Source organism: Alteromonas sp. CyTr2 (genome assembly GCF_947311905.1).
In the GTDB taxonomy this organism is placed as follows: Bacteria; Pseudomonadota; Gammaproteobacteria; order Enterobacterales; family Alteromonadaceae; genus Alteromonas; species Alteromonas macleodii.
This window is the reverse complement of the sequence record NZ_CAMZMZ010000022.1, coordinates 1-26527: the sequence shown is the minus strand read 5'-3', so window position 1 is coordinate 26527 and position 26527 is coordinate 1. Positions and strand designations below refer to the sequence as shown.

Annotated in this window: 22 protein-coding genes; 8 read left to right on the top strand and 14 right to left on the bottom strand. The window is 44.0% G+C overall.

What is annotated here, in order from left to right; genetic code table 11:
- Positions 1 to 52 precede the first annotated feature (52 nt).
- The 3 genes from QME20_RS12520 to QME20_RS12510 form a co-directional block, all read right to left on the bottom strand.
- Positions 53 to 1468, bottom strand: a complete 1416-nt coding sequence (locus QME20_RS12520) for an alpha-amylase family protein (RefSeq protein ID WP_281716008.1) — start codon at positions 1466 to 1468, stop codon at positions 53 to 55.
- 175 nt (positions 1469 to 1643) lie between these two features.
- The gene (locus tag QME20_RS12515; RefSeq protein WP_061486003.1) at positions 1644 to 2297 is read right to left on the bottom strand and encodes a YchJ family metal-binding protein; all 654 of its coding nucleotides are present in this window, start codon (positions 2295 to 2297) and stop codon (positions 1644 to 1646) included.
- Positions 2298 to 2534: 237 nt separating this feature from the next.
- Positions 2535 to 2945 carry a hypothetical protein gene (locus QME20_RS12510; protein ID WP_049587264.1) on the bottom strand — a complete coding sequence of 137 codons (411 nt, stop codon included), beginning with the start codon at positions 2943 to 2945 and terminating at the stop codon, positions 2535 to 2537.
- Between the two features lie 328 nt (positions 2946 to 3273).
- On the opposite strand from QME20_RS12510, the gene QME20_RS12505 reads away from it, so the two are divergent.
- Complete coding sequence (locus tag QME20_RS12505; protein WP_239240664.1) at positions 3274 to 3672, top strand: YqaA family protein; 399 nt, start codon at positions 3274 to 3276, stop codon at positions 3670 to 3672.
- Between the two features lie 22 nt (positions 3673 to 3694).
- Here the strand turns inward: QME20_RS12505 and QME20_RS12500 are convergent, their stop codons facing one another.
- The 5 genes from QME20_RS12500 to QME20_RS12480 form a co-directional block, all read right to left on the bottom strand.
- Positions 3695 to 4354 (bottom strand): protein-methionine-sulfoxide reductase heme-binding subunit MsrQ, encoded by a 660-nt coding sequence (locus QME20_RS12500; RefSeq protein ID WP_239240644.1) that lies wholly within the window; start codon positions 4352 to 4354, stop codon positions 3695 to 3697.
- Between the two features lie 97 nt (positions 4355 to 4451).
- Entirely contained in the window at positions 4452 to 5459 is a 1008-nt protein-coding gene (gene msrP / locus QME20_RS12495; RefSeq protein ID WP_239240647.1) for a protein-methionine-sulfoxide reductase catalytic subunit MsrP, read from the bottom strand.
- 152 nt (positions 5460 to 5611) lie between these two features.
- Positions 5612 to 6955: an anti-phage deoxyguanosine triphosphatase gene (locus QME20_RS12490; RefSeq protein ID WP_187446797.1), complete on the bottom strand. Its 1344-nt coding sequence runs from the start codon at positions 6953 to 6955 to the stop codon at positions 5612 to 5614.
- A gap of 76 nt (positions 6956 to 7031) precedes the next feature.
- Entirely contained in the window at positions 7032 to 7631 is a 600-nt protein-coding gene (gene yfbR, locus QME20_RS12485; RefSeq protein WP_012519109.1) for a 5'-deoxynucleotidase, read from the bottom strand.
- Between the two features lies 1 nt (position 7632).
- Positions 7633 to 8853, bottom strand: a complete 1221-nt coding sequence (locus QME20_RS12480) for a pyridoxal phosphate-dependent aminotransferase (RefSeq protein WP_014976750.1) — start codon at positions 8851 to 8853, stop codon at positions 7633 to 7635.
- A 272-nt stretch (positions 8854 to 9125) separates the two neighbouring features.
- Here QME20_RS12480 and QME20_RS12475 point away from each other — a divergent pair, with 272 nt between their 5' ends.
- On the top strand, positions 9126 to 9920 hold the full coding sequence (locus QME20_RS12475) for a DUF2189 domain-containing protein (RefSeq protein WP_014949751.1): 795 nt from the start codon (positions 9126 to 9128) through the stop codon (positions 9918 to 9920).
- 417 nt (positions 9921 to 10337) lie between these two features.
- Positions 10338 to 10682, top strand: coding sequence for a DUF3718 domain-containing protein (locus QME20_RS12470; RefSeq protein WP_014949750.1), 345 nt, complete (start codon positions 10338 to 10340; stop codon positions 10680 to 10682).
- A 125-nt stretch (positions 10683 to 10807) separates the two neighbouring features.
- Here the strand turns inward: QME20_RS12470 and QME20_RS12465 are convergent, their stop codons facing one another.
- From QME20_RS12465 to QME20_RS12445, 5 genes are all read right to left on the bottom strand, one after another.
- A complete protein-coding gene (locus QME20_RS12465) occupies positions 10808 to 13987 on the bottom strand; it encodes an efflux RND transporter permease subunit (RefSeq protein WP_281716007.1) in 3180 nt (1059 codons plus the stop codon).
- Complete coding sequence (locus QME20_RS12460; protein WP_281716006.1) at positions 13984 to 17367, bottom strand: efflux RND transporter permease subunit; 3384 nt, start codon at positions 17365 to 17367, stop codon at positions 13984 to 13986. Before QME20_RS12460 ends, QME20_RS12465 begins: the two co-directional genes overlap by 4 nt.
- A gap of 25 nt (positions 17368 to 17392) precedes the next feature.
- Complete coding sequence (locus QME20_RS12455; protein ID WP_039225481.1) at positions 17393 to 18526, bottom strand: efflux RND transporter periplasmic adaptor subunit; 1134 nt, start codon at positions 18524 to 18526, stop codon at positions 17393 to 17395.
- A gap of 213 nt (positions 18527 to 18739) precedes the next feature.
- Positions 18740 to 19132, bottom strand: coding sequence for an OsmC family protein (locus QME20_RS12450; RefSeq protein WP_014949747.1), 393 nt, complete (start codon positions 19130 to 19132; stop codon positions 18740 to 18742).
- 84 nt (positions 19133 to 19216) lie between these two features.
- Entirely contained in the window at positions 19217 to 20101 is an 885-nt protein-coding gene (locus QME20_RS12445) for a S1-like domain-containing RNA-binding protein (RefSeq protein WP_014949746.1), read from the bottom strand.
- Between the two features lie 65 nt (positions 20102 to 20166).
- Between QME20_RS12445 and QME20_RS12440 the strand changes: the two genes are divergently transcribed.
- The 4 genes from QME20_RS12440 to QME20_RS12425 all read left to right on the top strand — a co-directional run bounded on the left by QME20_RS12440 (position 20167) and on the right by QME20_RS12425 (position 23587).
- A complete protein-coding gene (locus tag QME20_RS12440; RefSeq protein ID WP_281716005.1) occupies positions 20167 to 20904 on the top strand; it encodes a 5-oxoprolinase subunit PxpA in 738 nt (245 codons plus the stop codon).
- A 135-nt stretch (positions 20905 to 21039) separates the two neighbouring features.
- Entirely contained in the window at positions 21040 to 21780 is a 741-nt protein-coding gene (gene pxpB / locus QME20_RS12435) for a 5-oxoprolinase subunit PxpB (protein ID WP_014949744.1), read from the top strand.
- On the top strand, positions 21777 to 22724 hold the full coding sequence (locus tag QME20_RS12430) for a biotin-dependent carboxyltransferase family protein (RefSeq protein ID WP_039225493.1): 948 nt from the start codon (positions 21777 to 21779) through the stop codon (positions 22722 to 22724). The genes pxpB and QME20_RS12430 overlap by 4 nt, the downstream gene beginning before the upstream one ends.
- The gene (locus QME20_RS12425; RefSeq protein ID WP_014949742.1) at positions 22721 to 23587 is read left to right on the top strand and encodes a D-amino acid aminotransferase; all 867 of its coding nucleotides are present in this window, start codon (positions 22721 to 22723) and stop codon (positions 23585 to 23587) included. Before QME20_RS12430 ends, QME20_RS12425 begins: the two co-directional genes overlap by 4 nt.
- Before the next feature lie 50 nt (positions 23588 to 23637).
- On the opposite strand, the gene fur is transcribed toward QME20_RS12425, so the two are convergent.
- Positions 23638 to 24066, bottom strand: a complete 429-nt coding sequence (gene fur / locus QME20_RS12420; RefSeq protein ID WP_014949741.1) for a ferric iron uptake transcriptional regulator — start codon at positions 24064 to 24066, stop codon at positions 23638 to 23640.
- Positions 24067 to 24381: 315 nt separating this feature from the next.
- Between fur and QME20_RS12415 the strand changes: the two genes are divergently transcribed.
- Positions 24382 to 26388 (top strand): methyl-accepting chemotaxis protein, encoded by a 2007-nt coding sequence (locus tag QME20_RS12415; RefSeq protein WP_014949740.1) that lies wholly within the window; start codon positions 24382 to 24384, stop codon positions 26386 to 26388.
- Positions 26389 to 26527: the final 139 nt, after the last annotated feature.

Genomic DNA, 26527 nt, shown 5'->3' with positions numbered 1-26527 from the left:
TAACAATAAAGCCTGAACAATCGATGTTCAGGCTTTTCTTGTTAACAGTGGGTTATTCCATAAGCCACATTCGGGCGCTTCTTCCTGGTACATAGAACTTGTGCCACTGAGTTGTAATATATTGCACATCATTACTTAACGTATCGCGGTAATTTCTATACCACCACAAATTGTCCGTAGATGTATCTACCCATATATCTTGGCCGTCTGCGCATTTATTAATACCCACAACGCCTTGATGGTCACGTTTGAAGAAAATAACGCAGTCATTATGACTTACCACTTGCATGCCACTGCCCTGAACTCCGTTATGGAATTTAACCATACCCTTGATGTCATCACGCTTGTACAAATCTACCCAACGATTATCACCACTTTCATTGTTATCTGAGTACAGTAATGGAACACCACCGTCACGGCCTAGTACATAGGCATTTGCCAAATGTTCGTCGGTAGGGTCAAGTAACTGGTAGCGGAAGCCGTCGTTTAGCGGGATGTCGTGGGTAATACTAAATGTGATGGCCTTGTCGCCTGATAAAGCCTGACCGTACGCACCTGGGTCAACTAAGGCATTCATCGAACCACCGAAGCTAAATGCACTACGTATTTGCGCGAAAAGCGGGAAGTCGTAGGCCGAGTGACCTGTTGCTGATAAATAAGGTGCAAGGAAGTTATCATACTCACTAGAGCCTGCACCGCCCGTGGTAATTATTTCTCCGAAAACATGCACGCCGTTTTTTATATTGCTGTCGAACACCGCGTTGATATGATAGTTGGTCATGTGCTTTGCAGCATCAACGCGGAAACCGGTTACACCCATGTCTTTTAACGCCTGAAGATACGCTTTTTGCTGGGCTACTACCCAATTATTGGGGTCTAGGTCGGGCAAGCCAGGATCTGGCGCGGCGCCGCATAATCTATTGTACTGAACATCGCCCACGTCGCTGTAGTTACTAATGCACTTAGGACCACCTTGATCATACGTACCGTGGAAGTCACCACCGCCAAAAAGGCCGCTACTTACATCACCAAATAATGTGATGCCATTGTAGTATCCCTGATTTGATGAGTATTGCTGTAGTACTTCACTTCCGGGGTAGTTTAAGTCTGAACGTTTCCATGCTTCGTTCGCCATATGATTAAAGACAATATCCGCATAGGTCTCTACACCTTTGGCATTTAATGCATTAACCATCACTTGAAAGTCAGCAGTGTCACCAAGTGGGTTATCAATAACTCGATAGTCCTGTGGTTGATATCGCGCCCACCACTGGTCACCTGTCGATTTATAAGCAGGTGAAACAAGTACTTTGGTGTAACCAAGATCCGCAATTTCCTGGGCTTTTGCGGCTACGTCGTCGTAGGTCCAGTTAAATGCGTGTAGTATAACGTCGGCATAGCTTTGATAACTTAATGTACTCAGTGCTGCGCCTATTAAAACGCCTGCCGCATGTTTCTTCATCTTCATAGTGTGTCCTATTTTATGTGGGAGCGAGATAAAAGATGAAAATAATGCTTACATTTTGTTTACAAATAATAAACATCATGCATACGTATTCTATTCACCTTTAATTTTAAATTAAAGGAAAGGTGAACAATCAAGATACGCAGGGAAGGGAGTACAGTTAGTTATTGCAATTGGGTTAGCGGCTCTTAGTTGCGCAGCACTGTTTGAATTTTTTGTTGCTACCGCAAACACAAGGTAGGTTTCTCCCGTATTTAATTTTGCCGCAGTCGTCGTGTAATACGCCGTCGTGATAACGCCACTTACCGTCTTCAACACTAAAATTCGACGTTTCGTGAAGCTGATACATACTTTTATTTTCAAAATAGTAAGCAGTGAATTCAACAATGGCATTATTGGGTTTGGTGATGGGTTTGGTGATGGGTTTGGTGATGGGTTTGGAGATGGACTTTAAATTAGTCTTAGAGATTGGCTCGGCGTTGGTTACTGCTTCGACTTTAGCGTCGGCATGTACAGTACTGTCTATCGAACTATCTTCAGTACTACTGACCAAGTTACCTACCAAGCTATCTACGGAGCTAGCCGCTAGAGTGGGGTGTACTTTAAGTGCGAACCATGTCGCACCTTGTGCGCTTTGCGCCAAATCCTCTACAGAGAGACCCTGCTGCTTTTCTTTGGTGTAGGTTTCAAGAATATATTGATAATGTGCTGTGGCGTAGGCTGAAAACCGGGAGCGCATAAGTTGCTCTGCAGAACTAGGGTGTTTATCACCCTTAATAAAAGGCTCGCAGCATTCGTCGAAGGATTTTGATGAGCAACAGTAACAGCGCATAAGACAACTCGCAGTTTAAGAGTAAAACAAAGCGCTACAGTATAAGTATAAGTTGCGTGAGCCCCAACTTTTTTAAACGTAAATGTTGCCGATATTCAAAGATTCCTTGGCGGTCCATGCCAAAGGGTACATGTCAGAGATTCCACGCCAAAGAGTTGTATGAAAATAAATATTTAGGTTTTGTTTACGCACCGCTACTCAGGCAAACGTAAGATGTAAGCATAAACAGGCTTTGTATTACCAAGGACCTAATGCTACGTTTTGTTCGTCATTAATGCTGTTAACACGTACATTCACCAGGCTGACAGAGTAAAGCTCACACAGCTTTCTGATCATTTCACTATCGGTTGGTTGAAGGTCTAAATCAATGTTTTCCACATACAGTGTTTTACACTGGCCACCTGTAATCAGCTTACTGATCCATTCGGGCATTTTTTCTTTTTCAGGTTTCTGAATACGGATAGCGTGATCTACAGATTTAGAAAACGACACCGTATTTGAAAGCAGATAATTCCAACCTTTGTCGTTAGTTCCTTTTCCATTACCTTGTTTTTCGCCTGGAAACCCTTCTATCGGCAAAGGTAGTTGAACAACATTTGAAACCGAAGCGCGTAAAGCATTGAATCGTGAAACTGAAGATGTGTTCATAGTAAAACCCTTTATGCATTTGCCCTTAAGTTCATAAATCGAACTTCAGGAATATTGTTATTAATTGATACTGGTTATTTATACAGTGTGAATGTGTATACAGTATTCATAAAAGAGGGATTTGGCAAGTATTTAGTTGTACTTTTTTCACACAAATTGGTGCTTTGTCAGTAACTATATAAAAGATAATGGTTTTTTTGTGCTTTCGAATTCTGAAGGAAGTATTCATACTCCGATTAAGGTAAGATGCGCGAGAATCTTACATAGAAAACTACTGTATAAAGCTGGAGGAGCGTTGAGCGCATTAATACATTTAGGCTACTTGGGGATGTTCTTATCGGCATTTTTGGCTGCCACTATATTGCCTTTTAGTTCTGAAATTGTGCTTAGTGCTTTATACAGTAGTGGGTTGAGCTGGTTGTTGTTGCTTGTTGTTGCTTCGTTAGGAAATGTACTCGGCTCGGTGGTTAATTATGCATTGGGCTTCAAGTTCGGAAAAGAAATTGCGACCGATAAGTTAAAAGTGAGCGAAGCGGCGTTTAACCGTGCAAGTTACACCTTTACAAAGTGGGGGAAGTGGAGCTTGTTTTTATGCTGGGTACCTATTATTGGCGACCCTATTACTTTAGTAGCAGGTGTACTTAGAAGCCCGTTTTGGTTTTTTATTCTCGCGGTAACGCTTAGTAAAACAGCGCGTTATGCTGCGCTGCTTTACGTACTTGTTTAAAAGGTTTTCGACTTTAGTTTTCTCACGCCACTGCGTTTTTGTCTCTCGACTTCTTTTGACTTTTCTTCTGATACGTCACATACCACAGCTTCATTCTTGGGCTCATTAATATCAGTCCAATCATCCAATACCAAACGGGCTCTTGCCAAAACGTCTTCTGCGACCAGCTGAAATGAAGTAGTGCAAGGGGCAAGATCAGGTAAATGCTGTTGTGAAGCTTCTGCCACTTTTTTCCCATGTTGCGCTGGATACGCTTGAACGACGTAGCGGTGAGAGCAAAAAGAAGAAGTAACGCTGCCATGCCAACAATGATGTAAGGCCTGCTTACTATCTCGCTAGCCACTAGTGCCATATCAAGCTGGAGTTCAAACACAATGTAAGTGAGCAGGTGTGCGAAGGCGTACACAAAGGTGTATACGCCAATCATACGTCTGAATTGCATCGGTTCTGGGCTTGGTAGCCATTTAGCAAGTGGGCTAAGAGTAAGCGTTAGTAAAAGAAAGTGAATTGCCCAGGTTCCAGTCTCATTGATGAGCGTGTTTACAGGGTCTGGACCAAGCTGATCGGTTACCCCTGCAAAAAACAACCAGGCGAGATAGCCCAATGCGAAAAGGTGAATAAGACCTTTTAGGCTGCGGCGTTGCCAAACAGAGAGTCGAAATGGTTTTTTTCTTAACGGCATTAAATGAACAACTTAATAATAATGTTTAATAGCTTCGGTCATGAGATATTGGTTAGAAGGGCTAGCTATTTGCTCGTAGCCCTATAAAACGTACCAGCTAGTAATAACGGGATAAGTCCATATCTTTGTATAGCGGCGCGACTTCGCTGTAACCGTTGAACATTTGGGTGTCGATGCGATTTCTGGCGAGTAGCCCACCTGTGGTTATTCTACGCTCGCTGGCCTGGCTCCACCTTGGGTGCGACACGTTTGGATTCACGTTGGCGTAAAAGCCATACTCGTTGGCGGCCAGTCGATTCCATGTGGTAGGCGGTTTCTTATCGGTAAGGCGAATTCTGACAATAGACTTAATGCTCTTAAAACCATACTTCCACGGTACAACAAGCCTGATAGGCGCACCGTTTTGAGGTGGCAAGGTCTTCCCGTAAAGACCAACCGACATGAGCGTTAACGGGTGCATGGCTTCGTCAAGACGCAAACCCTCTACGTAAGGGTAATCAATACCACCACCGGTAAAGCGGCTTCGTTGACCGGGCATTTGCTCAGGGTCGTATAGGGTTTCAAACGCCACGTACTTGGCTGACATTAATGGCTCGGCTTGTTTTAACAACGCCCCCAACTCAAACCCAATCCAAGGCACCACCATCGACCATGCTTCCACACAGCGCAAGCGGTAAATGCGTTCTTCAAGGGGAAAACGCTTTGTTAAGGCATCGTGATCAAGCTCAATGGGGTTTTTAACCATCCCGTCAACTTTTAACGTCCATGGATTAGTTTGAAATTCAGTCGCATTTTTGGCTGGTGCATCTTTAGATGTGCCAAACTCATAGAAGTTGTTGTAGCTGGTCACTTTATCTTCAGGCGTTTGGGTTTCCGTTATTTGAAACTTAGGGGGCTGACTAAACTCCAGCGCCTTTCCCTTAAACGCTGCCTTCTCTTCTTCATCTTCCCAAAACCAACCGGCAGCGCCTGCCGACTTCGCCAACAGCGTAGACGCTCCCACAAAGCCCATAGATTTGAGCAATGAACGGCGATTCATATAAACGCCTTCATTGGTTACGTCGTTATCAGTTAATTTTACTGAGGGTTTAAATGGTTTTGGCATTACGTCACCTAAATTATGATAAGACTATGAGAAATGGTCGTCACTTCGCCCAGTACATTTAGCTACGTTAATGTAACGAGTAAGTTCAACATAATAAAAAAGACCGAGAGTACGGTCTTTTCATTTCAATTAATTTGGAAAAACAAAACAATCTACATATGCAGACTATCTTGAATACCGCCTTGTTTAGGTGAAAAGATATTACTGTATAGGCGAGATGCGAATTCATCGGTCATACCCGATATATAGTCGGCGAGAACGCGCATACCATTGCCGCTCTCACAGGCCTTACGCCAGCGAACTTGGGTGTTTTCGGGAAGTAAGCGGTCAGGATCTGATGCAAAGGCTTCAAAAAGCTCCATAACCACCAGCTGTCCTTTGTATTCAAGAAGCTGCACATCGGGGCGGCGTATTACTTTGTTAAACACAAAGCGTTTGAAAAGCTCCAAGGCTTGTGCAAAATGTTCAGGCATTACGGCGTTGAACGCCAGTAACGGGTGAGCGAAACCCTCAACGCCTTTTATTTCAATAGCTGTAATAAAGCTATTTACCAGCGCGCCTATGGCATTTTTCCTTTCGTGATGTGCAGCGCTAAATAGCTTATTGGTTAGCACTTCTATATTGTCTGACAGCCACGGTACATCTAGCGCTTTTAGCGGGGTGGTTACATCCTCGACAAAATGATGCTTGTCGACCATATCCATTACAATGGCATCTTCTAAGTCGTGAATGCCATAGGCGATATCGTCAGACAGTTCCATAATTGAGCAGTCGAACGATTTAAATTGCGTTTTACTGTGTGCATTCAGTTTTGCAGTAAACTGCATAAACCCATCTTTATCTTCATTGCTAAATGGCGCAAGTAGCCAGTCGAATAGGGGCTCATCGCAGCGAAACAGACCTTTTGGCGGATGCCAGTCGTGGGCCTTTACCTGACGAAGTGAAACAGGGCGCTCTGGCGTAGGTCCTTTACTATGAAGGGCATCGATAAAGTTTGGATATTTAACCAAGCCTAACACGCTTCTTCTGCATAAATTCATGCCGTGTTCGGCGGTATAGGGCTCTAGCTGAGTGATGATCCTAAAAGTTTGTCCGTTTCCTTCAAACCCGCCGTATTGGTGCATCATGTAATTAAGCGCAATTTCACCACCATGGCCGAATGGGGGATGACCAATATCGTGAGCCAAGCAGAGGGTTTCGATTAACGTAGGATCAAGCGCTAACGTCGTGGCGATATCTGGAAATTTCACCCAAAGTTGGGCAGTAATACCGGTGCCAATTTGGGCGGCTTCTAGAGAGTGGGTTAATCGAGTGCGATAGAAGTCGCTCAGCCCCACACCGAGCACTTGCGTTTTTGCCTGTAATCTACGAAAGGCGGCGCTATGAAGAACGCGTGCTTTATCACGTTGATACGGATTGCGGTGATCGCCGTCTCTTGTTTCACTGCGGGGTAAACGACGCTCGTGTAATGCTAATTCCCAATCGCTTGTTGCCAAAAAAACCTCGCTGCCTTGCTGTGTATGCTACTTCTATTCGTCAGTATAGTGATTTAAGCGCTGTTAATCGCCTTGCTCACATATCGTCTTGCGTAATTTCATCAAGACTTAAAGAAAAGCTTGGTACGTAACGCGTTAAGAAGTAGTCTACTTCTTCAGAATGATACTCTTTAAGGGTTTTATCTAATCGTTTTTTAGCCAGCTTAAACTCTTGGTTACCAGCAGCTAATTCTTCAAGCGTTTTTAGATAAGCGCAAAGTACGTCTGCTGCTTTCACAATAAAAGCTTCTTCTTCACTATGGTAGTGATGATCAATAAGCGCCGCATAGTCTTCTCGAAATGCCTCTGGTGCCATTTCAATTAGCTTGTTCTCTGCAATTTTTTCGATCTTTTTATATTCTTCTTTAATCGCAGGGTTAAAGTATTTCACTGGGGTAGGGAGGTCTCCGGTGAGTACCTCCGACACGTCGTGAAATATTGCCATGGTAGCAATACGATCAGGGTTTAGTGTGCCGCCAAAAAACTTATTTTTTATTAAAGCAAGTGCGTGGGCAACCATGGCCACCTGCAAACTGTGCTCCTGCACATTTTCTGTGCGCACGTTGTGCATTAGCGGCCAGCGATTAATAAGCTTTAAGCGCGCCAGGTGCGCAAAAAAGTGACTTTTATCAGACACATTACGCCCCTTGCTTATACGTTCTAAAGAAGTTGCCAATACGATGCAGAGCAGGCACCAATACATCGCTGTGCGGTAAAAATACTAATCGAAAGTACGTGCCTTCGGTCAGGTTAAACGCGCGACCGTGTACCAGCAGAATTTTTTCAGAGCTTAATAAGTCCAGCACCATTTGTTCATCATTTTGAATGTTGAATTTCTTTTCATCTACTTTGGCGAAACAATACATGGCACCTTTAGGTTTAACGCACGAAATACCGTCAATGCCGTTTAGCATATCTGTAGTGACGTCGCGCTGAATGCGAAGGCGCCCGTTTTCTTTCACCAAGTCGTCAATGCTTTGATAGCCGCCTAATGCAGTTTGAATAGCACTTTGACACGGTACGTTAGCGCACATCCGCATGGAAGATAGGATATTAAGCCCTTCAATATAGTCCGACGCCAGGCGCTTATTGCCGCTGACAACTAGCCAACCTGAACGAAAGCCCGCCACACGGTAGTTTTTGCTTAAACCGCCAAAGGTAACAAAAAAAACATCGTCAGCCAGTGAAGCAATACTGGTGTGTTTTGCTTCATCGTAAAGAATTTTGTCGTAAATCTCGTCGCTAAATACAACAAGTCCGTGTTCGCGGGCGACTTCAACCACATCTTGTAAAAGGGCTTTGTCGTAAACTGCGCCGGTTGGGTTGTTAGGGTTGATCAGTACGATCGCGCGAGTTTTACTGGTGATTTTACTTTTTATGTCGTCAATATCTGGGAACCAGCCTGCTTGCTCGTCGCAGCGATAATGAACGGGTGAACCTGACGAGAGGCTAACTGCTGCTGTCCAAAGCGGGTAGTCAGGGCTTGGAATAAGCACTTCATCGCCATGATTAAGTAGCGCCTGCATTGCCATCATAATTAACTCAGATACGCCGTTACCAATATAAACGTCGTCTACACGGATGTCTTTAATGTTGCGCTGCTGGTAGTACTGCATCACGGCCACACGGGCAGCATAAATTCCTGTCGAGTCTGAATATCCTTGAGACGTAGGCAGGTTATGAATAACGTCTTTTACGATATCGTCAGGGGCTTCAAATCCAAATGGGGCAGGGTTACCGATATTCAGCTTTAATATGCGGTGTCCTTCGTCTTCCATTTTGCGTGCTTGCGCAGCGATTGGGCCTCTAATGTCGTAACAAACGTTATCTAATTTATGTGAGCGAGATACAGTTTTCATGGTCTATCTGGTTGATTTACATACCCTGAGATTATCGCAATACAAAGCCATATGCGATGGCCTTTTTGCAGTATTTCTGCTTTAAGCACTACTTTTTTCACCAAGTGGCTATTTATTGACCACATAACGAGATGAATGATCCGCTTGTCACTTAAGTATAAAATTTATGTTAATAGCTTGTGAACTTTTCATTCAGCGCCTATCGTAGTAGTAAGGCGTGTATAAAAAACGCGTTAGTAACAAACAGGCTAACAAGCAGAGGTGATAAGAATATGTCGCACCATTTCAAAGAAACACCAGAGAATGCAATCACGCAAAGTGGTATAGCACGCGTTATTCCCTGTAAAGAATTAGACGTTGGCGACCCTATAAAATGGTTGTCATTGGCATTACGAGACGCTATGCGCGCACCAGGTCTCACATTGTTTTATGGCGTTCTCTTCGCGGTTATTCCTTGGTTTATTATGTACTTGGTTGAAATGACAGGTTGGCACTTGGTCATTCTACCGGCCATTGTTTGCTTTATGTTGGTAGGTCCATTTTTGGCTGCTGGTCTTTATGATGTGAGCTGGGAAATGGAGAAAGGCCATAAGCCCACGTTACGCCATTCTTTGCGTGCAATGCGCAGAAATGCGTTTAACGAGTGGGGCTTTGCCATTTTACTTATGGTGATGATGATATTCTGGTTGCGTGTTGCATCGCTAATCCATGCACTTTATCCGCCTTATATCGAAAACGATTTAGAAAGCTTATTACCATTTTTGGCGCTAGGCACAATTGTTGGTGCGGGTTTTACATTGGCCATGCTTTTCATTACGGCGTTTACCCAACCAATTTTGATGGAACGCAAAGTTGACCTTGCCACCGCTGTATTAACCAGTGTTAACGCAGTGTGGCTTAATAAGGTGCCCATGCTTATTTGGGGGGCGATCATCTTTACCACCGTTGCGATTGGTTACGTAACCGGGTTTATTGGTTTTATCGTGTTAATGCCTATTATCGGCTACGCTTCATGGCATGCTTATATTGATGCCATTGAAACTAAGCGCGAACGCAAATATGAGTAATCGCCCACGTTTTCTGTAATTTAATTACGGAAATGGTGAGGTTTTCTGTACATTAGATGCGCTTTACCATTATATATTTTGTTAAAATTACAGTTTTAAGGCCCCAAAAGGGGCCTTTTTATACTTAAGTCTTATATTTCTTTCATCCTACAAGTTCCATCGCTAGATATATTAGTAATATGTAATCTAAATTAATCTCGATAAAACAGTGATTTAGCCTAGTAACAATGGTGTAACAAACTGATTTACCACACATTTACCCCCATTACACAATCATTCAACAGAAAAGTTTTAATTCTTGATGCATAAATAAAGGGCGTTGAGCGAATTGTTGATTGTTCAGCTTTGTTCAACCAAAAACTAAGAGTTTGCCACAAACTTGATTAAAGCCTTTATCTACACATTGAGGAATTAAACATGAAACCAGTTAAATCGAAACTAGCCAACGCGGTAAAAGTGCTAGCTGTAACTGCAACCGCAGCATTTAGCGTTAACGCAACTGCCGCAGCACCGCAAAAAGACATACGCTTTGTAGGCGAAACCCAATTTGCAGGGTTTTGTAAAGCTGTGATAAATGATGATGTTAGAGTACTTCGCTCTAGTCTTTCACGTAACGTAGGTCGCATTGGTGCTAGTCAGCGTGAAGTGTTGCGTATGGTAACGTCTGAAGAAGGATTAACGTGCAATGGCAGTAGCCTAATTGAGTTTTCAGTTGAGCGTCACGCTGATGCCGTACATGAATACTTAACGTCGCGTAGCTAAGGCGTGGTAGCGGTTACGATAAATCCAGAAAAAGCGGGCTAGCTTGCACTCATCGTCAATCACGTTGACGTAAATGGTGAAAACTAGACCCGCTTTTTGTCTTACTTTTTGCTTTAAAATGCGCCTTAATTAGCGATTTTAATATACGTGGCTACACGCGCTTTACTGGTTTTAAACAAACGTTGCGTTTTAAACCTAAGCTTTAGTAGCAACACGTAAGCAAGTGGTACTAAGAACAAGCTGGTTAGTGTTGAGAACACCAGCCCACCAATGATTGCAATGGCCATTGGCGAATAGGGAGGGCCGTCGCCGCCAATTCGAGTACTCCCCATCGCAAGTGGAATAAGCCCTAGAACTGTAGTGGCTACTGTCATCAGAATAGGCCTGATACGTGTCATACACCCTTCAATTACTGCGTCATACAGCGACAGACCTTCATTGATGAGCTGATTAATTCTGTCTACCAATACGATGCCATTGTTAACCACAATACCCATCAGAATCAGCATGCCAATCATCCCCATGATAGACATAGATGTGCCTGTAACCATGAATGCCCAAAAAACACCTGTAAAGGAAAACAGTAGTGACGTAATTACAGATGTTGGAAGAATTAGCGATTCAAACAGCGCGGCCATCACAACGTATATCATGCAAAGCGCTAATAGCATATTCATTTGCATTACGGCATTGGCTTCATCCTGGCGAGAGAAGCTGCCGTCTAGCGTCCACTTATAGCCTGTCGGCAATTCGATATTAGCTAATGCTTTTTCTATGCGTTCACGAGCTTGTTCGGTGGTGGTTTCACCCTCTAGATTTGCACCAATAGCTAGCGCTGTTTGACGATAGTTGCGGTTAATTTGCGAAAGCTGTGGCACCACAGAGAAATCTGCAATCATGTTCAGCGTTACCGATTGACCCTGTGTAAACCCAATATTGATGTTCTTAAGTTCGCTTAGCGAGGCTTGAATATCGCTGCCAAACTTAAGCTGCACCGCCACTTCTCCGGCGTCACCATAGCGGAATGTACGTAAATTACTGCCGCGTAGTGCCGTAGAGATAAGTTTAGCCACATCGTTTACTTGTATGCCAAAGCGGTTTGCTTTCTCTCTGTCTATGCGTATTTGAACCTCATCGCGGGTAGATCCCGTGTCGGCTTTTACATCTTCCAACCCATCTATGGTGGAAAGAATAGGAATGATTTGCTCTGAAATAGTGAGCAAGGTTTCTGAAGATTCCCCCAACAGCGTTACTCTTACGCCACCACCGTTGCCGCTATCCCACTGGAAAGAGGGGCGAGCACGCACAAATGAAGGCATGTTTTCACGAATATCCTCCTTAATTTTACCCACACTTACGGGCAATTCATCATTAAGCGTGATACCACTTACCGCATGGCCAGCAGTAAAATAGGTATATACCTGCTTAATGTGAAAGCGTTCTTGGTTTTCATAAAGATAAGCTTCCATTTTATTTACGGTTTTTTCCACTTCATCCAAGGTGAAGTTTTGCGTCACATGGTAATTAAGCCAAATGCGCTCTTGATTGTCGTTACCCTCATCGTCAGACGTAACCACCTGCATAGGCACAAAGGTCGACGCGAGAATAAGCAGAGCAATAACACAAGTTACGCCCTGGTGTTTCAACATCCAGTTAAGCGCACGACCATAGCCTTTTATGTAGGACGGTGTTTTAGGCGTTTTTACAACAGGGATCTTTACCTTAGTTGTCAGCAAGGGAATAAGTGTTTTAGCAATGAAAAGCGACGCGAACAGAGATATACAGATAGCCACAGCAACGTGCTCTAGGAAAATAGTCACGTCTATTTTTACCCCAATAATATTAGGTAAAAACACTATTGCCGTGGTTGCAGTTCCGGCAATGACTGCAAGACTGACTTTGTTTACACCAATCTGGGTGGCTCGCTTAATGTCTCCCTCTTGTTGGCGTTCTTGAAATACGCTTTCAGTGATCACAACGGCGTTGTCTACCAGCATACCTACCGCTAGCATGAGGCCCATTAACGATAAGATGTTGAGTGTATAACCTAATAGATACATCACACCTAAGGTAATACAAATTGAGAATGGTACAGAAAGCACCACGATTAAGGTGGTGGTAAGCTGGCGCAAGAATAAGTACAGCACAATAACTGAAAGTAACGCACCTAAAAGGCCAGCGTTTAGCAAATCGCTCAGCGACGAAGTTACGCTTTTCGCGGTGTCGTCCATTACAAATAAACTAATGCCTGTAAACTCAGGGTCTTCCTTGGCTTTTTCGATAACTTTCATTACCGCGTCGGAAACTTCTACAAGATTGCTGCCCGATTCGCGAAATACGTTAAAGCCTACCGCAAAGGTGCGATCTAAATGACGTCCTTCGTTGCGTTGAGGAAGCTCGTAAGTCACGCTGGCAATATCAGACAAGCGAACGCTGCGAGTAACCCACATATTTTTAAAATCGTTTACATCGGTAAATTCGCCAGTTGGGTTAACCAGAATTTTTTCACCGTTATTGTACATGTAGCCCGCGGTTAGCGAGAAGTTTGCGTTTAGAAGCTGCTGCTCTAAGCGTGTACCGTCTATTTGGTAGGCCGCCATTTTCTTAGGATCTAAGCGAATAGTAATTTGACGCTTCATGGTGCCGTATAGCTCGACTTTCGATACACCCGGAACGCGCTCTAGAGGACGCTTAAGGTTACGCTCAAGCAAGTCGTAAGCATTCGATAAGTCGCGGTCGCTCGATACACGCAGCTGGAATATAGGCATATCGTTGGTGTTAAATTTATACACCATGATCCGCTCTATATCGTCAGGAAGCTCGTGGCGAATAGCGTCAATCTTTTCCCGCGCTTCAATACTTTTGGCTTTAAGGTTTTCATCCCAGTCGAACTCTACAATGACCTCAGCCATATTGTCGTACGACCGCGCCCTTAATCGCTTTATCCCCGACATGGTAGCAACAGCTTCTTCAACCGGACGGGTTATCATCGTTTCAATCTCTACAGGCGTTGCATCAGGGTAGGGGATCTGCACTACCATTTCTGGAATATCAATCCCAGGGAACTTTTCAAGGGGTAATAAGCGGCCAGATACAATACCGAACAGCAACATAGACAAAAACAGCATTCCGATGGTAACGGGCTTATTTAACGCAAAGCGTGCAAGTCCAGCGCCTATACCTGCAATTTTTGAAAGGTACGGCTGTGAAGCTATGTCTGTCTCGCGTTGACTCGGGTCACGTGTTTGGCGCTTGTCAGTATTGGTTTCAGAACTGTTATTAGCGTCGTGAGAAGGTGTACTCATAATACACCTCCTTTCGACATTGCTTCCTTGTCACCAAAGCCTACGTTTTCACGAGAATTATCTTTCACAGGCGCTTTCTTCTTAACGTCGAACAGGCTATAAAGCACTGGAAGTAAAATGAGGGTGAGCAAGCTTGCAAACAGAAGGCCGTAAATAACGGTGATGGCCATTGGCGTGCGAATTTCAGCACCTTCACCAAAACCAAACGCCATAGGCAATAAACCCAGTACCGTAGTAAGTGTGGTCATCACAATAGGGCGCAGGCGGGTCTTTGCAGCATCTAGAATAGCGGTGTCTTTATCTACTCCTTGACGGCGTAACTGATTTATACGGTCAACTAATACAATAGCGTTATTCACTACAATACCGCACAGCATAATTAAACCGATAAATACCACCACGTTTAGCGGCGTATTGGTAAGCCACAATCCATACACAGAACCCGCGCCAGCAAGCGGCACAGCGAATAAAATAAGCAGTGGGTGCAGTAACGACTCAAACTGAGACGCCATAACCAAATACACCATGAACACCGCAAGTGCTAGGGCAAACTGTAGCGAACGGAAGCTGCTTTGCATGTCTTCACTTTGTCCAGTTACTGTTGCACTTAAAGATAGAGGAAGTTGGGTTTCATCAATGACTTTATTAGCAACGGCAACCGCTTCATCAAGCTTACCTTTGGCTAAATTCGCAGATACCAGCGCTACACGCTGCTGTCCAACGCGGGTGATTTCGCTAGGACCTACACTCATGTATACGTCTGCAACGGCACTTAATGGAATAGGTTGTGCAGAGCCTGGGTTAACAACAATGGCGCGCACGCTGGCGATGTCATCTCGCTGGTTTTCTTGGGTTCTTACTAGCACATCTACCTTTCTGTCTTCAACACTATACTGTGTAGCGACACGGCCACCTACTTTGGCCGCAATAAGCTGAGAAACGGTTGATGCATCAAGCTCAAGGCGAGCAAGTTTGGCGTGATGGAAGGCTATTTTAAGCTCTGGGTTTCCGTCACGAATGCTGGTCGTTACGTCTGCAAAATTATTAAAACTGGCTAGTTTGGTAGCAATGGCGTCGCCATACTGCTGTAATTGATTGAGGTCGTAACCCGCAATTTCAATTTGAATAGGCGATGCAAAGCTAAAAAGCTCAGGCTCTGAAAACGTTGCCTGAACCTGAGGTTTAAAGGCTAGGTAATCACGAAGGGCACGCTTTACCGCGTCCATATCGGCAGCTGTCGCCGAAGGCTGCATGACAATGTTTAAGCGGCCCCAATGATCGCCACCCTGATTAGGCGCGGCGCTTATAAGGCTACCCGTACCAGACATGGCATAGGTGCGAAGCACCTTGGTTTCGCCGCCATCATTGTTATTTACTGCAACCGCAGCAAGCTCGCTGATAATAGCGTCGGTACGCGCCAGTGGCGAGCCCGCAGGAAGGGTCACCTCTACCGAAAATTCTCCTTGTGACAGGGTAGGAATAAGTTCCATACCTAGTTTTGGTACAAGCATTATCGCGCCAGCAGCAAGAATAAAGGCAGTAGCTAACACCAGCGCTTTGGCTTTAAGACTTACGCGCAGCAGTTTTTCATAAGCAGAAGCGAGAAGGTCAAACGCTTTGTTAAATACCCAGATAAGTGGTTTAAACGCAACGCTTAATAATTTGCTGACGATATGCCATGCGCCAATCACCAAGGTGACCAAAGCTGCAGGTAAAAATACAAAGATAAGTCTGAATACCCAACGAACTGGCAGGGTAACGTAATACATAACTTTGCCAAACGTCGACGTAGGAGGGGTAGGCGCTGGTGTAGTAAACACATCTTCGTGGTCTAGCTGTTGCTTTTTCTTCTTATGTGCCATCGCAGGGATAAGTGTGAGCGCAACAACAAGCGATGCTGCCAAAGCGAACGACACGGTTAACGCTTGATCTTTAAACAGCTGACCTGCAATACCTTCTACAAATATTAGCGGCACAAACACGGCCATAGTGGTCAGTGTCGAAGCCACAATTGCGCCAGAGACTTCTTTTGTGCCTTCACTGGCGGCAGATGCCTCAGTGTCTGTGGCTTCTGCCGTCGTTTTTTCATTAGCTGTAGCGTTATCACTCCCAGCCACTTTTAATTTTTTATGGCGATCGATATTTTCAAGCACAACAATGCTGTTATCTACTAATAATCCAACAGCCAGCGCGATACCACCTAAGCTCATCATGTTTAAGCTTATATCGTTGGCATACATTAGATTAAAGGTAGCAATTACTGATACCGGAATAGAAACCGAGATAATAACGGTAGCCCAGAAGTCTTTAAGAAAAAGATACAGCACTAACATGGCTAAAATACCGCCCATCACTGCCGCTGATTTTACGTTATCTATAGCTTGCTTAATGAACACGCTTTGGTCATAAATTTCGCTAAGCGTGTAGTTTGAAGGCAAGTTGTTGTTGACCTCATTTAACCGGCTAGCCACTTTTTGCGCAACGTTAACCGCATTAGCATCGCCTTCTTTATAAATGGCAATTTCAATGCCTTCATTGCCGTTAAAGCGCGTTACCACATCACGATCTTTATAAGCACTCTCAACCGTTGCCACGTCTTTAAGTTGAATGTTTCTGCCTTCAAAACGCCCAATGAAAAGGTTTTCGATATCGCTCAGTGTTTCAAACTGATTCAGGGTTCTGACCAAAAACGCCTGAGCTGCGTTATCAATTCGACCGCCGGCCGCGTTAATGTTTTCAGCACTGACCCGGTCAATAATACGGGTAATAGGAATAGACAGCTGACTGGCTTTCTGCTGGTCGATAAGAATGTGTATCTCGTTTTCTAAACCACCGCCAACGCGCACGGCTGCCACACCTTCTACCGACTCTAAAGCTCGTTTTACCTGTTGTTCGGCATATAAACGTAATCGCTTCATTTGCGCTACGCTTAAACTTGACGTATCGCTTTGTGCCGTCAGCCCCAGTTTAATTACCGGGTCTAGACTTGGGTTAAAACGAAGGAGTCTTGGCTTTTCTATATCAAGGGGAAGTTGTAAAACATCGAGTTTTTCGCGCACTTCTAAGCTCGCGAAATCCATGTCAGTACCCCATGCAAATGAAAGCACTACGTCAGACTGGCCTGCGCGCGATGTGGACGTAACTTTACGTACGCCTTTTACTACGCCAATGGCTTCTTCAATGGGCTTTGAAACCAGTTGTTCGACTTCGCCTGGCGCTGCACCGTCGTAGTCAGTACGAATGGTGAGAGTAGGGTAAGATAAGTCAGGCAGTAGGTTAACCGACAGTCTGCCTAACGACACCATACCAAATAGCAATACCGCAAAAGTGAACATACTAACGGCAACAGGGCGCTTTACAGCAATATCTACAATACGCATTGTGTGAGTTCCTTGTTGGGCCGAATTAGCTGTTAACTACTTCAACAGGGGCGCTGTCTTTCAAGTTTTGGTGGCCTGCGGTAACCACTTCTTCATTACCGTTTAAACCATTAATAACTTCAACGACTTCGTTGTTTTCAAAACCTGTAGAAATATCAACTTTTTTAACTTTGCCGTTGTCGACAACGAATACACTATGATTATTATCGATGGTAACTAGCGCTCTACGAGGCAACAACGTGGCGTTAGCATGTGTTGCGTACTCAAGTGACACATCGGTAAACATGCCGGCTTTAAGTTTGTTATCTTCGTTAGGTACTTTTAAGGTTACTTTGAACGTGCCTGTGGTCGCATCGATGACCGGGCTTATACGTTCAACACTCGCGGTGATACTCCTGTCGCCTAAAGCCGCCACGGTAAGCATTGCACCTTGTCCAATCACTACGTTAGGTAGCTCATTTTCAGGCAGATACACAATGCCTTGAAGATTACGTTGCTGAACGATATGGAACATTCTCTCCCGTTGGAACGATTCGGTTAAGTTACCTACTTTTGCGTTTCGCTCTGCAATGTATCCATCAATTGGGGCTGTGATCGTTGCTTCTTTCAAATCAAGTTCAGCCAAGCGTACAGATGCTTTTGCTGATTCAAATTGCGAAGTGAGCTTGTCGTAAGTGTCATCGCTGATAAGCTTTTTGGAATAGACTTTGTTGACCTTTTCTAGTTCGCTTTCAATACCAGCTAAATCAGCCAAAGCTTTTGATAAGTTCAGCTCGTAGCGGCGTTTATCAAGCTGTGCCAGTACCTGGCCTTTTTCAACATAATCACCTTCTTCTACGAAGATTTCTTCGATAATTCCAGATGCTCGCGCAACCACAAATGCTTCTTCACGGGCTTCTAAAATAGCGGTTGTGTCGTAAGTGGACGTAATGTCGCCAGTAACAATGGTTTGGGTTTCAACGGGAATAGCAAAAACGGTTTCTTCAACTTCGGTGGCGTTGGCTTGGTCATTAATGGCATCAGCATCAGAACATGCTGTCATCGAGAGAGAGAGGGCAACAATACCGCTTCCAACAAGTAATTTGAGTGATGTTGGCGAAAACGGTAATAAAGAATGTGATGGTGAAAAAGAGGTGTTGCTGTGCGTTGTAGTTTCCATGGTCAATAACCCTAACGTAGTTGTCGTTATATAATAATGACCATATACAGCAGCTAATATGCCAAAGATGTTAACTAATGTTAATTGTTAATAATATCAATCACTTATGAGTGTAGCAAACAGTTTCAACGAAAAAGCCAACCCAAGTGGTTGGCCTTTTCTACTAATGCTTAGCGAGAATCGCTAAAAAGAGGCTGGTTCTACTATAGTTTATTAAACCAAAGTATAGCTTGTAGTGATCTCAACATTACCCGTTAGCATTAGCATGACGGAACAGTATTTTTCTGCAGAAAGCTGCACAGCGCGAGCAAGGGCCTTTTCACTAATGCCTTCACCTGACACTGTGTAATGCGCGTGAATTTTAGTAAATACACGAGGCGGCTCTTCAGCGCGTTCAGCTTCTAATTCACAGTTACAGGCTTCAATGTTAAAGCGCCCTTTTTTAAGAATATCTACCACGTCAATACTTGAACATGCACCAACTGCCAACAGCACTGATTCCATCGGAGATACAGCCTTACCGCTGCCGTCCATCACCGTTTTGTAACCGCTGTCTGTAGTTCCTGTAAAAGTTAAATCTTGATCCCAAGAAACACGTGCTTTCATTGTTTGTCCTAATGTCATAAAAATAAAAAAGGAAGCTGCAAGACAGGCCAGTTTAGCGCTTCAATGCAGCTGTGACATGTGCGTTTATTTGTTAAGGCGAACAGCATCTGGGCTAAGCGTGATTTTCTTTTGCTTATATAACGCCCCTAACGCTTTTTTATACGCGGCTTTACTCACGTTAAAATGAGAGTAAATGGCTTCTGGCGCACTTTTATCTGTTAGCGTAGAAATGCCACCGTGGGCTTCTAAGTCATCCAAAATGGCTTGTTGAAGTGCATCACGGCCACCTTTGTCTACGCGCTGAAGGGCTACATCCACCTTGCCATCGTCACGAATTGTTTTAATTACCCCTTCAGTAGCTTGCCCGACTTTAAGTGGCTTAAATGCATCGCTATGGAAAATAAGACCTAAGCTTTTTTCATTGATAACGACCTTAAAACCTAAATCAGTTTTGGCATAAACCAAGCATTGCACTGTGTCGCCCTCGTTGAGATAGGCACTACTTTCCTTTAGAAAATAGTGAAGCTTGGTAGCACCTAAAATACGCTGGGTTTTATCATCAAAAAAGGTGTGAACAACATAGTACATACCTGGATTAACAGGTTGGGCTTGGTAGTCGTTGGGCATTAAAAGGTCATTGTCTAAACCCCAGTCGAAAAATGCACCAAAGTTTGTGGCAGACACCGCTTTAAGTACCTTAGTTTCACCAACTTGAATCAAAGGTTTCTTCATGGTGGCATAGAGATCGCCGCGCTGATCTGTGGCTACAAATACGTCTATCTGTTGTCCTTCTGCGAGGGAAGTTTCTACTTCGTCAATCGCAAGGGTCACAGTTTGCAGCTCTTCAGCATCATCTATTTCTATTACGCAGTCGTTTTCGTCGTTGTTTTCGACAAGTGGCGCTAAAGCGTAGCCAAAAGGGTATTGGGCTACCACGCGTAATGTATTAATTTTTCCAATATTTATCATCAGCACTGACTTTTTAAAAAGAACAGGTAACATGATACTGGAATGAACGTAAGAGCTAAACCATTATGAAGTTAAATTGCGATTTAGGTGAGAGTTTTGGCGCATGGTCTATGCCGGTGGACGTGGCCATTATGGCAGAAATTGATCAGGCCAACATTGCATGTGGTTTTCATGCGGGTGATCCGTTAGTCATGAAGCAGGCTATTCTGTCAGCTAAACAACATGACGTGGTCATAGGTGCCCATCCAGCCTATCCAGACTTACAGGGATTTGGTCGCAGAAGTATGGCGATCGCTGCTGATGAACTCAGCGCTATGATCCAATATCAAGTGAGTGCATTGAGTGGAATGGCAAAGGCTTGCGGGGCCAACGTTAGCTATGTGAAACCTCATGGTGCGCTTTACAATGATATGATGAAAGATACAGCTGTCATGCGCACAGTAATGCAAAGCATAGCTGAAATAAATATGCAGTCGTTAGATTCGCCCCTTGCGCTAATGGTACAGGCTACGTCGCAAAATACAGCGCTTAAAGAAGCTGCGCAAGAGTGGGGGCTGCCGTTGTATTTTGAAGCGTTTTCAGACAGGCGTTATACCGATGAAGGTTTACTGCAATCTCGCTTGATCAAAGGTGCCGTGTTAAGCGAGAGCGACGCATTGCTTCAAGCTAAACAACTTATATCATCGGGAACAGTAACGACATCCTCGGGAGCAACACTTGCAATAGAAGCGGATTCTCTGTGTGTTCATGGTGATACTAAAGGGGCGGTGAATATTGCAAAGAAAATCAGAACATTTCTATAAACCTGCCTCATAAAAAACACATTTTACAAGAACAATACAAGAGGCTATTACCCATTGTTGTGCTGAGAGTTGTATATCTAAAACCAAGTACTCAGAACCAAGCAATGACAGCCGTTTAAATAACAAGGACAGTAGATGCAAGCTTTCGGTCGCATTAAGCGAATAGTTACAGCAAGTGCAGACGCCATTATTTTGTACTTTGATGGCGCAAACCTGGACGACGCGAATAATGCCTGTCATCACATGCTGGCAGCGATAGATAGCAAAAAGGGAAGCGATTCGTGGGCTTGGCTGCGTGAGTGTGTGCCTTCCTATGACAGCCTGTTGATTATTTTTGATATGGCATTAATTGATAGCCACGGTGTATACCGTGCCATAAGTAATCTAAGCGCTGAAGACATGAGCCTGCAATCATTCTCTTTGCAAGCAAAAGAGAATGAAAGTAGCGCCGTGATTGAAATTCCTGTTTGGTACGGTGCGCCTAATGCAAGTGATTTAAGTGTAGTGAGTAAGAAAACGTCACTGTCTATTGAAGAGATTATCGAATTGCACACTAGCACGACTTATAAAGTATACGCAGTGGGTTTTTCTCCGGGCTTTGCCTATATGGGTGATATTCCAGAAGCGCTCAAATGTGCGCGACTAGGCACACCGCGCAAACGCGTACCTAAAGGTGCGGTTGCAATCGCTGACAGGCAAACTGCTGTCTACCCCAGTGAATCACCTGGAGGATGGAATTTATTGGGGCTTACAGCATTCGACATGCTCATTCATAAAAATGAGCAAAGTGAAGCGCGGTTAAAAGCAGGTGATGTGGTTAGGTTTGTTTCAGTTACTGAACAGGAATATAGAGCAGGATTGCAGGTTGAGCGATGAGAATTGAAGTACTCAGTAAAGGATTGTTTAGCCTTATCATAGATAACGGACGGGTAGGGCGACAACGGGATGGATTTTGTGAATCAGGCCCTATGGATAGTAACGCCTATGATTGGGCCAATTTTCTAGCCTTCAATTTAGACGGTACGCCATGCTTCGAAGCGATTGGTGAAATGCGATTACGGGTTGATGAAGATTGTATTATTGCTGTGACTGGCAGGGAACCGTCACTCGACGTAGATGGAAACGTTAAAGCAACATACCAGAGCCAACATGTACCGGCAGGTGCAACTATTACGTTTGGCAGCGCTCTACTTGGTAGCAAAGCCTATTTGGCAATAGGTGGAAATTGGCATGTGCCAAAAGCGGTAGGGAGTGCATGTACGGTAGTACGCGAACAACTTGGTGGGTTGGATGGTAAGGGATGCGCGTTAAAAGATGGCGATTGCATCGACATTTCAGCTAACAGCAGAATTAAAAGCACCGCTAGAATGCGCACTCTCTCGCGGCAGCACATAGACAACTATGGTTTTTTAGAGTCTATTCGGGTTATTCCCGGGTATCAGTTTTCGAGTTTTAGCGCTGTTGCTTTACGCACGTTTGAAACAAGCAGCTATACGGTTTCATCGGCTATCGATCGCATGGGCTTTAGGTTGACCGGTGAATCAGTTACAGCCGATATAGAAAACATGCGCTCAGAGGCAATTCATTTAGGTGCAATTCAAGTTCCCGGCGACGGGCAGCCTATTGTAATGATGCGCGACAGACAAACATTAGGGGGTTATCCAAAACTTGGCTGTGTAAGCCCCTGTGATATAAGTCGCTTGGCCCAAGCCGTGCCAGGCGAAAAAGTGAATTTTGTTTTTCAACATGAAGAAGAAGCAAGGGCAGACTGGCTACTGATGACAAGTAGGCGTCGCCGACTACAAGGAGAAATATTGTGACGATTGCGTTTTTAAACGGTGAGTATATGCCTCTTTCTGAGGCTAAAATTTCTCCGATGGACAGAGGCTTCCTTTTTGGTGATGGTATTTATGAAGTCATTCCAACGTATTCTGGTAGCGCAGTAGGCTTCAAGGGGCACACTTCGCGTATGGCGCAAGGCCTTAAAGCTATTGAAATCGCTAACCCTTATTCAGCAGAAGAATGGCAAGACATTTTGACCAGCTTGGTCGAAAAAAACAAAGCATTTATAGAAAGCGGAAACATTGGTGTTTATTTCCACGTAAGCCGTGGCACCGATACAAAACGTTTTCATGCATACCCTAAGAATATAGCACCTACGGTGTTCGGGTTTGCTTTTGAAATAGCGCCACCACAGCCCACAGCAAAATCTGAAGCAAGGCCTTTCAAAGTTGCGCTTCAACAGGATAAAAGGTGGCAACGCTGCCATATCAAATCCACATCCTTGTTAGGCAATGTAATGCACTATCAAGCAGGTGTTGACGCAGGCGTTAACGAAACTATTTTGTACAACAGCGAAGGTATGATAACCGAGGCAAGTTCATGCAACGTGTTTATGGTGAAAGACGGATGTATATCTACGCCCCCCTTAAACCATGAACTTCTTCCCGGTATTACTCGCGCCATTGCAATTGAAGCATTTAAACAGGCAGGCCTGGTTGTTACAGAAACTTGGTTTAGCAAAGATGAGTTGCTGGAGGCAGATGAAGTATGGTTAACCTCTTCAAGCAAAGAAGTTGCCCCGGTAGTTGAAGTAGACGGAAAACCTATTGGCACAGGGGAAGTGGGTGACGTGTGGGAGAAAGCAATTAAGGCTTACCACGCATATAAGTTTAAAGCGTAACGAAAAAAGGCCCGCTTAAAGCGGGCCTTTTGCTAGAATAAAACTGTTACTTATTCAGGTAAGTTGTCGCAGTTACCGTCTGTACACTCACCGTATAAGTATAGGCTGTGATGCGTTAGCTTCATCTTGTGTTGCTTTGCGATCATCTCTTGGCGTTCTTCGATAATGTCATCTTCAAACTCAATGACCTTGCCACACTTCAGACACACAAGGTGGTCGTGGTGATCTTTGTGACTGATTTCAAATACAGATTTTCCACCTTCGAAATGGTGGCGATTGAGAATGCCTGCATCATCAAATTGGTTTAACACGCGGTACACGGTAGCAAGACCAATTTCTTCACCCTGTTCGATAAGGATTTTGTAAACGTCTTCAGCGCTGATGTGTTGGTTTTCTGGCTCTTGCAGAATTTGTAAAATTTTAAGGCGAGGCAGAGTGACTTTTAGCCCTGCTTTTTTCAATTCTTTATTTTGATCCATTACAACCTACTAAGAACGAGTGAATAAGTATTTGGTGGTTATTATAGGTAAGTTGAAACAATTTAAAAGCAAAACCGTGGAAACTTTGTTTTCTCGCTGAAAATTTATCCATTGCACTGGTGCGATAAAAATTGTTACTTCGATACAGCCCGCATGGTGTCTGGCCTGACCAGATTGTAAGTGCAAGATTTATCTAACAAATGTGCAAAATAAATAAAACTTTTGATGCATTGAATTAACATCCTGTTAAACTAAACTTAAAAAGGCGATACAACCCTTTTTATTTTTTGGCATGTTTTTTTGGTGGAAGTGCCCATGCAGTTAACAATTATAAATAAAATCACGTTAGGCTTTGGCTTATTCGGCTGCTTATTATTACTTACCAGTATTCTTTCCTATTTTGGTCTTAGCGGAATAAAAGATTCTGCACAAGACGTTGTAGAGCAAAAGATGCCAGTTCAGACCAGCATGGTAAAAGTAAAGACTGAGATCCTCTCTTTATCAGTGATTACTGCCAACGGATATCATGTCGAAAATAGAGAAGAGCTGGTCGCAAACAAAGAGACGTTTGATACTTTATCTTCCGCATTCTCTGACGACTTGTCTCGTTTAAACTCACTTATGCCAAATAACGCGGTAGCCAGTAACGCTGTCGACGTTAGTCTAGCCTACGTTAATAGTAGTAACGACATGTATACCGCTATCAACGAGCGAATGAATATCGAGAAGGCTCTTGCTGCACAGCTTGAAAAAGTCTTAATGACGGCCGATGAGGCTAGTGCGTTAATGCTAGATCTTTCCTATTTAGAGGGAAATAACCCCAGTATTGAAACGCTAATTGGTGCGGGTACTGCAATAGACAACAAATTGCTCACAATGAATGATTCATTCATTGAACTGGCTGAAACCGATAACGCTACGCAAAGTGCGAGTATTATTGAAGATTTAGAATACCAATTGAGTAATTTGCAGGTAGATAAAGACTATGTAAATCGTTTGGCCACAGGGGTAGATGATGGCGGTACGATAGCTTCTTTTAACGAACAGTATGATTTACTGATGGAAGCGGTAAACGGCACAAATGGATTAATTGCTTTGCAGCGACAAAAACTTTCTGAAGTAGACAAAGCGGCGAAAGCTCAGAAGGAAGCAAAAGAAGCGTTAGAAACCGCACTTGCCGACATTAATACTTTGTTTGACGCTGTCCAGAAGCAATCTCTTGATGGGCAGAACGCCATTCTTGAATCTGTTCAGGCCAACCTTGTGCGCAATATCATTGTCGCGGCACTGGGCTTGGTTGCTGCAATATTTTTAGCGGTTATTGTAACCCGTAGTATTTCCAAGCCCCTTGGCCGTATCAATAAAGGCTTAAGTCAGCTAAGTAAAGGGGATTTAAGCACCAAATTGCCTCAAGAGGGCAATGACGAGTTTTCTGCCCTTTCCGCAAAAGTGAACAGCCTAACCGATAGTTTACGAGAGCTAGTGGGCAATATATTAGAGCAAGAAAAACGCCTTATAGACATTACAAAAGAAAGCGTAGAGCTGGGTAATAAGAGCTTATCTGAGGTAGACAAGCAACGTGAGCAAGTAACGGTAACGTCTACGAATACAAAACATGTACAGGAAAAAAGCCGCAGCAACCTCGCCCAAATTAATGAAGCAATGGACGCCCTACGCGATATAACAAAGCAAAGTACAGATATTGGTCAATTGGTACAAAAAAGCAGTCAGCAGGTGGGTAATCAAGCCAAACAGGCGGAGTCTTCGGCGCAGATCATTAATCGTTTGGACGACAACTCTCGCAATATTGGCAGTATCTTAGACGTGATTAAAACGATTGCAGAGCAAACCAACTTGTTAGCATTGAATGCAGCCATTGAAGCTGCAAGAGCTGGTGAACAAGGTAGAGGCTTTGCGGTTGTTGCGGATGAAGTGCGAACGCTAGCTAACCGCACCCATGACTCTACGGAAGAAATTGAACAGATGATTGGGAACTTACAAAAAGATGCTGCGCAGGCAGTAAAAGCTATTAATGCAGGGCGCGAACAAGCGCAAGAAGGGGTGGAAATTACCCAGCAAGTATCTCAACAAGTAGAGAGTATTAGAGAAATCATTGAGCGGTTAAGCGATATTAATGAACACATTGTGGCTGATACCGAACAACAAGATGTTTTACTTGGTGATGTTGCGAAAAGTTTGAACCGCATAGTTGCTTTAGCCGACTCCAGTGCGCAAAGCACGCGCCAGTCGAACGAGTCGACAATGTTGTTGGATGCGCAAACTGAGAGCTTGAGAAAAGCAGTAGAGCGGTTTCACCTGTAATCGCTGAATTAGCGTAACTGACAGCAGGCGCAGCTAATTAATTATCAAAAAAAACCGCTCATTGAAGTGACCCCATTAAGTTGGACTCATTTCTAAGCGGCAACCAAGGTCTGATTTCGATATTGTATCGGACTCAGGC

Bases quoted from the DNA above. Each gene is read 5' to 3' on its own strand.
- QME20_RS12505 (WP_239240664.1), top strand. From the start codon at position 3,274: ATGTTCTTATCGGCATTTTTGGCTGCCACTATATTGCCTTTTAGTTCT.
- QME20_RS12480 (WP_014976750.1), bottom strand. From the start codon at position 8,853: ATGAAAACTGTATCTCGCTCACATAAATTAGATAACGTTTGTTACGAC.
- QME20_RS12440 (WP_281716005.1), top strand. From the start codon at position 20,167: ATGAAGTTAAATTGCGATTTAGGTGAGAGTTTTGGCGCATGGTCTATG.
- msrP (WP_239240647.1), bottom strand. From the start codon at position 5,459: ATGCCAAAACCATTTAAACCCTCAGTAAAATTAACTGATAACGACGTA.
- QME20_RS12445 (WP_014949746.1), bottom strand. From the start codon at position 20,101: ATGATAAATATTGGAAAAATTAATACATTACGCGTGGTAGCCCAATAC.
- pxpB (WP_014949744.1), top strand. From the start codon at position 21,040: ATGCAAGCTTTCGGTCGCATTAAGCGAATAGTTACAGCAAGTGCAGAC.
- QME20_RS12520 (WP_281716008.1), bottom strand. From the start codon at position 1,468: ATGAAGATGAAGAAACATGCGGCAGGCGTTTTAATAGGCGCAGCACTG.
- QME20_RS12415 (WP_014949740.1), top strand. From the start codon at position 24,382: ATGCAGTTAACAATTATAAATAAAATCACGTTAGGCTTTGGCTTATTC.
- QME20_RS12475 (WP_014949751.1), top strand. From the start codon at position 9,126: ATGTCGCACCATTTCAAAGAAACACCAGAGAATGCAATCACGCAAAGT.
- QME20_RS12450 (WP_014949747.1), bottom strand. From the start codon at position 19,132: ATGAAAGCACGTGTTTCTTGGGATCAAGATTTAACTTTTACAGGAACT.
- QME20_RS12430 (WP_039225493.1), top strand. From the start codon at position 21,777: ATGAGAATTGAAGTACTCAGTAAAGGATTGTTTAGCCTTATCATAGAT.
- QME20_RS12515 (WP_061486003.1), bottom strand. From the start codon at position 2,297: ATGCGCTGTTACTGTTGCTCATCAAAATCCTTCGACGAATGCTGCGAG.
- QME20_RS12460 (WP_281716006.1), bottom strand. From the start codon at position 17,367: ATGCGTATTGTAGATATTGCTGTAAAGCGCCCTGTTGCCGTTAGTATG.
- QME20_RS12470 (WP_014949750.1), top strand. From the start codon at position 10,338: ATGAAACCAGTTAAATCGAAACTAGCCAACGCGGTAAAAGTGCTAGCT.
- QME20_RS12510 (WP_049587264.1), bottom strand. From the start codon at position 2,945: ATGAACACATCTTCAGTTTCACGATTCAATGCTTTACGCGCTTCGGTT.
- QME20_RS12465 (WP_281716007.1), bottom strand. From the start codon at position 13,987: ATGAGTACACCTTCTCACGACGCTAATAACAGTTCTGAAACCAATACT.
- QME20_RS12455 (WP_039225481.1), bottom strand. From the start codon at position 18,526: ATGGAAACTACAACGCACAGCAACACCTCTTTTTCACCATCACATTCT.
- QME20_RS12500 (WP_239240644.1), bottom strand. From the start codon at position 4,354: ATGCCGTTAAGAAAAAAACCATTTCGACTCTCTGTTTGGCAACGCCGC.
- fur (WP_014949741.1), bottom strand. From the start codon at position 24,066: ATGGATCAAAATAAAGAATTGAAAAAAGCAGGGCTAAAAGTCACTCTG.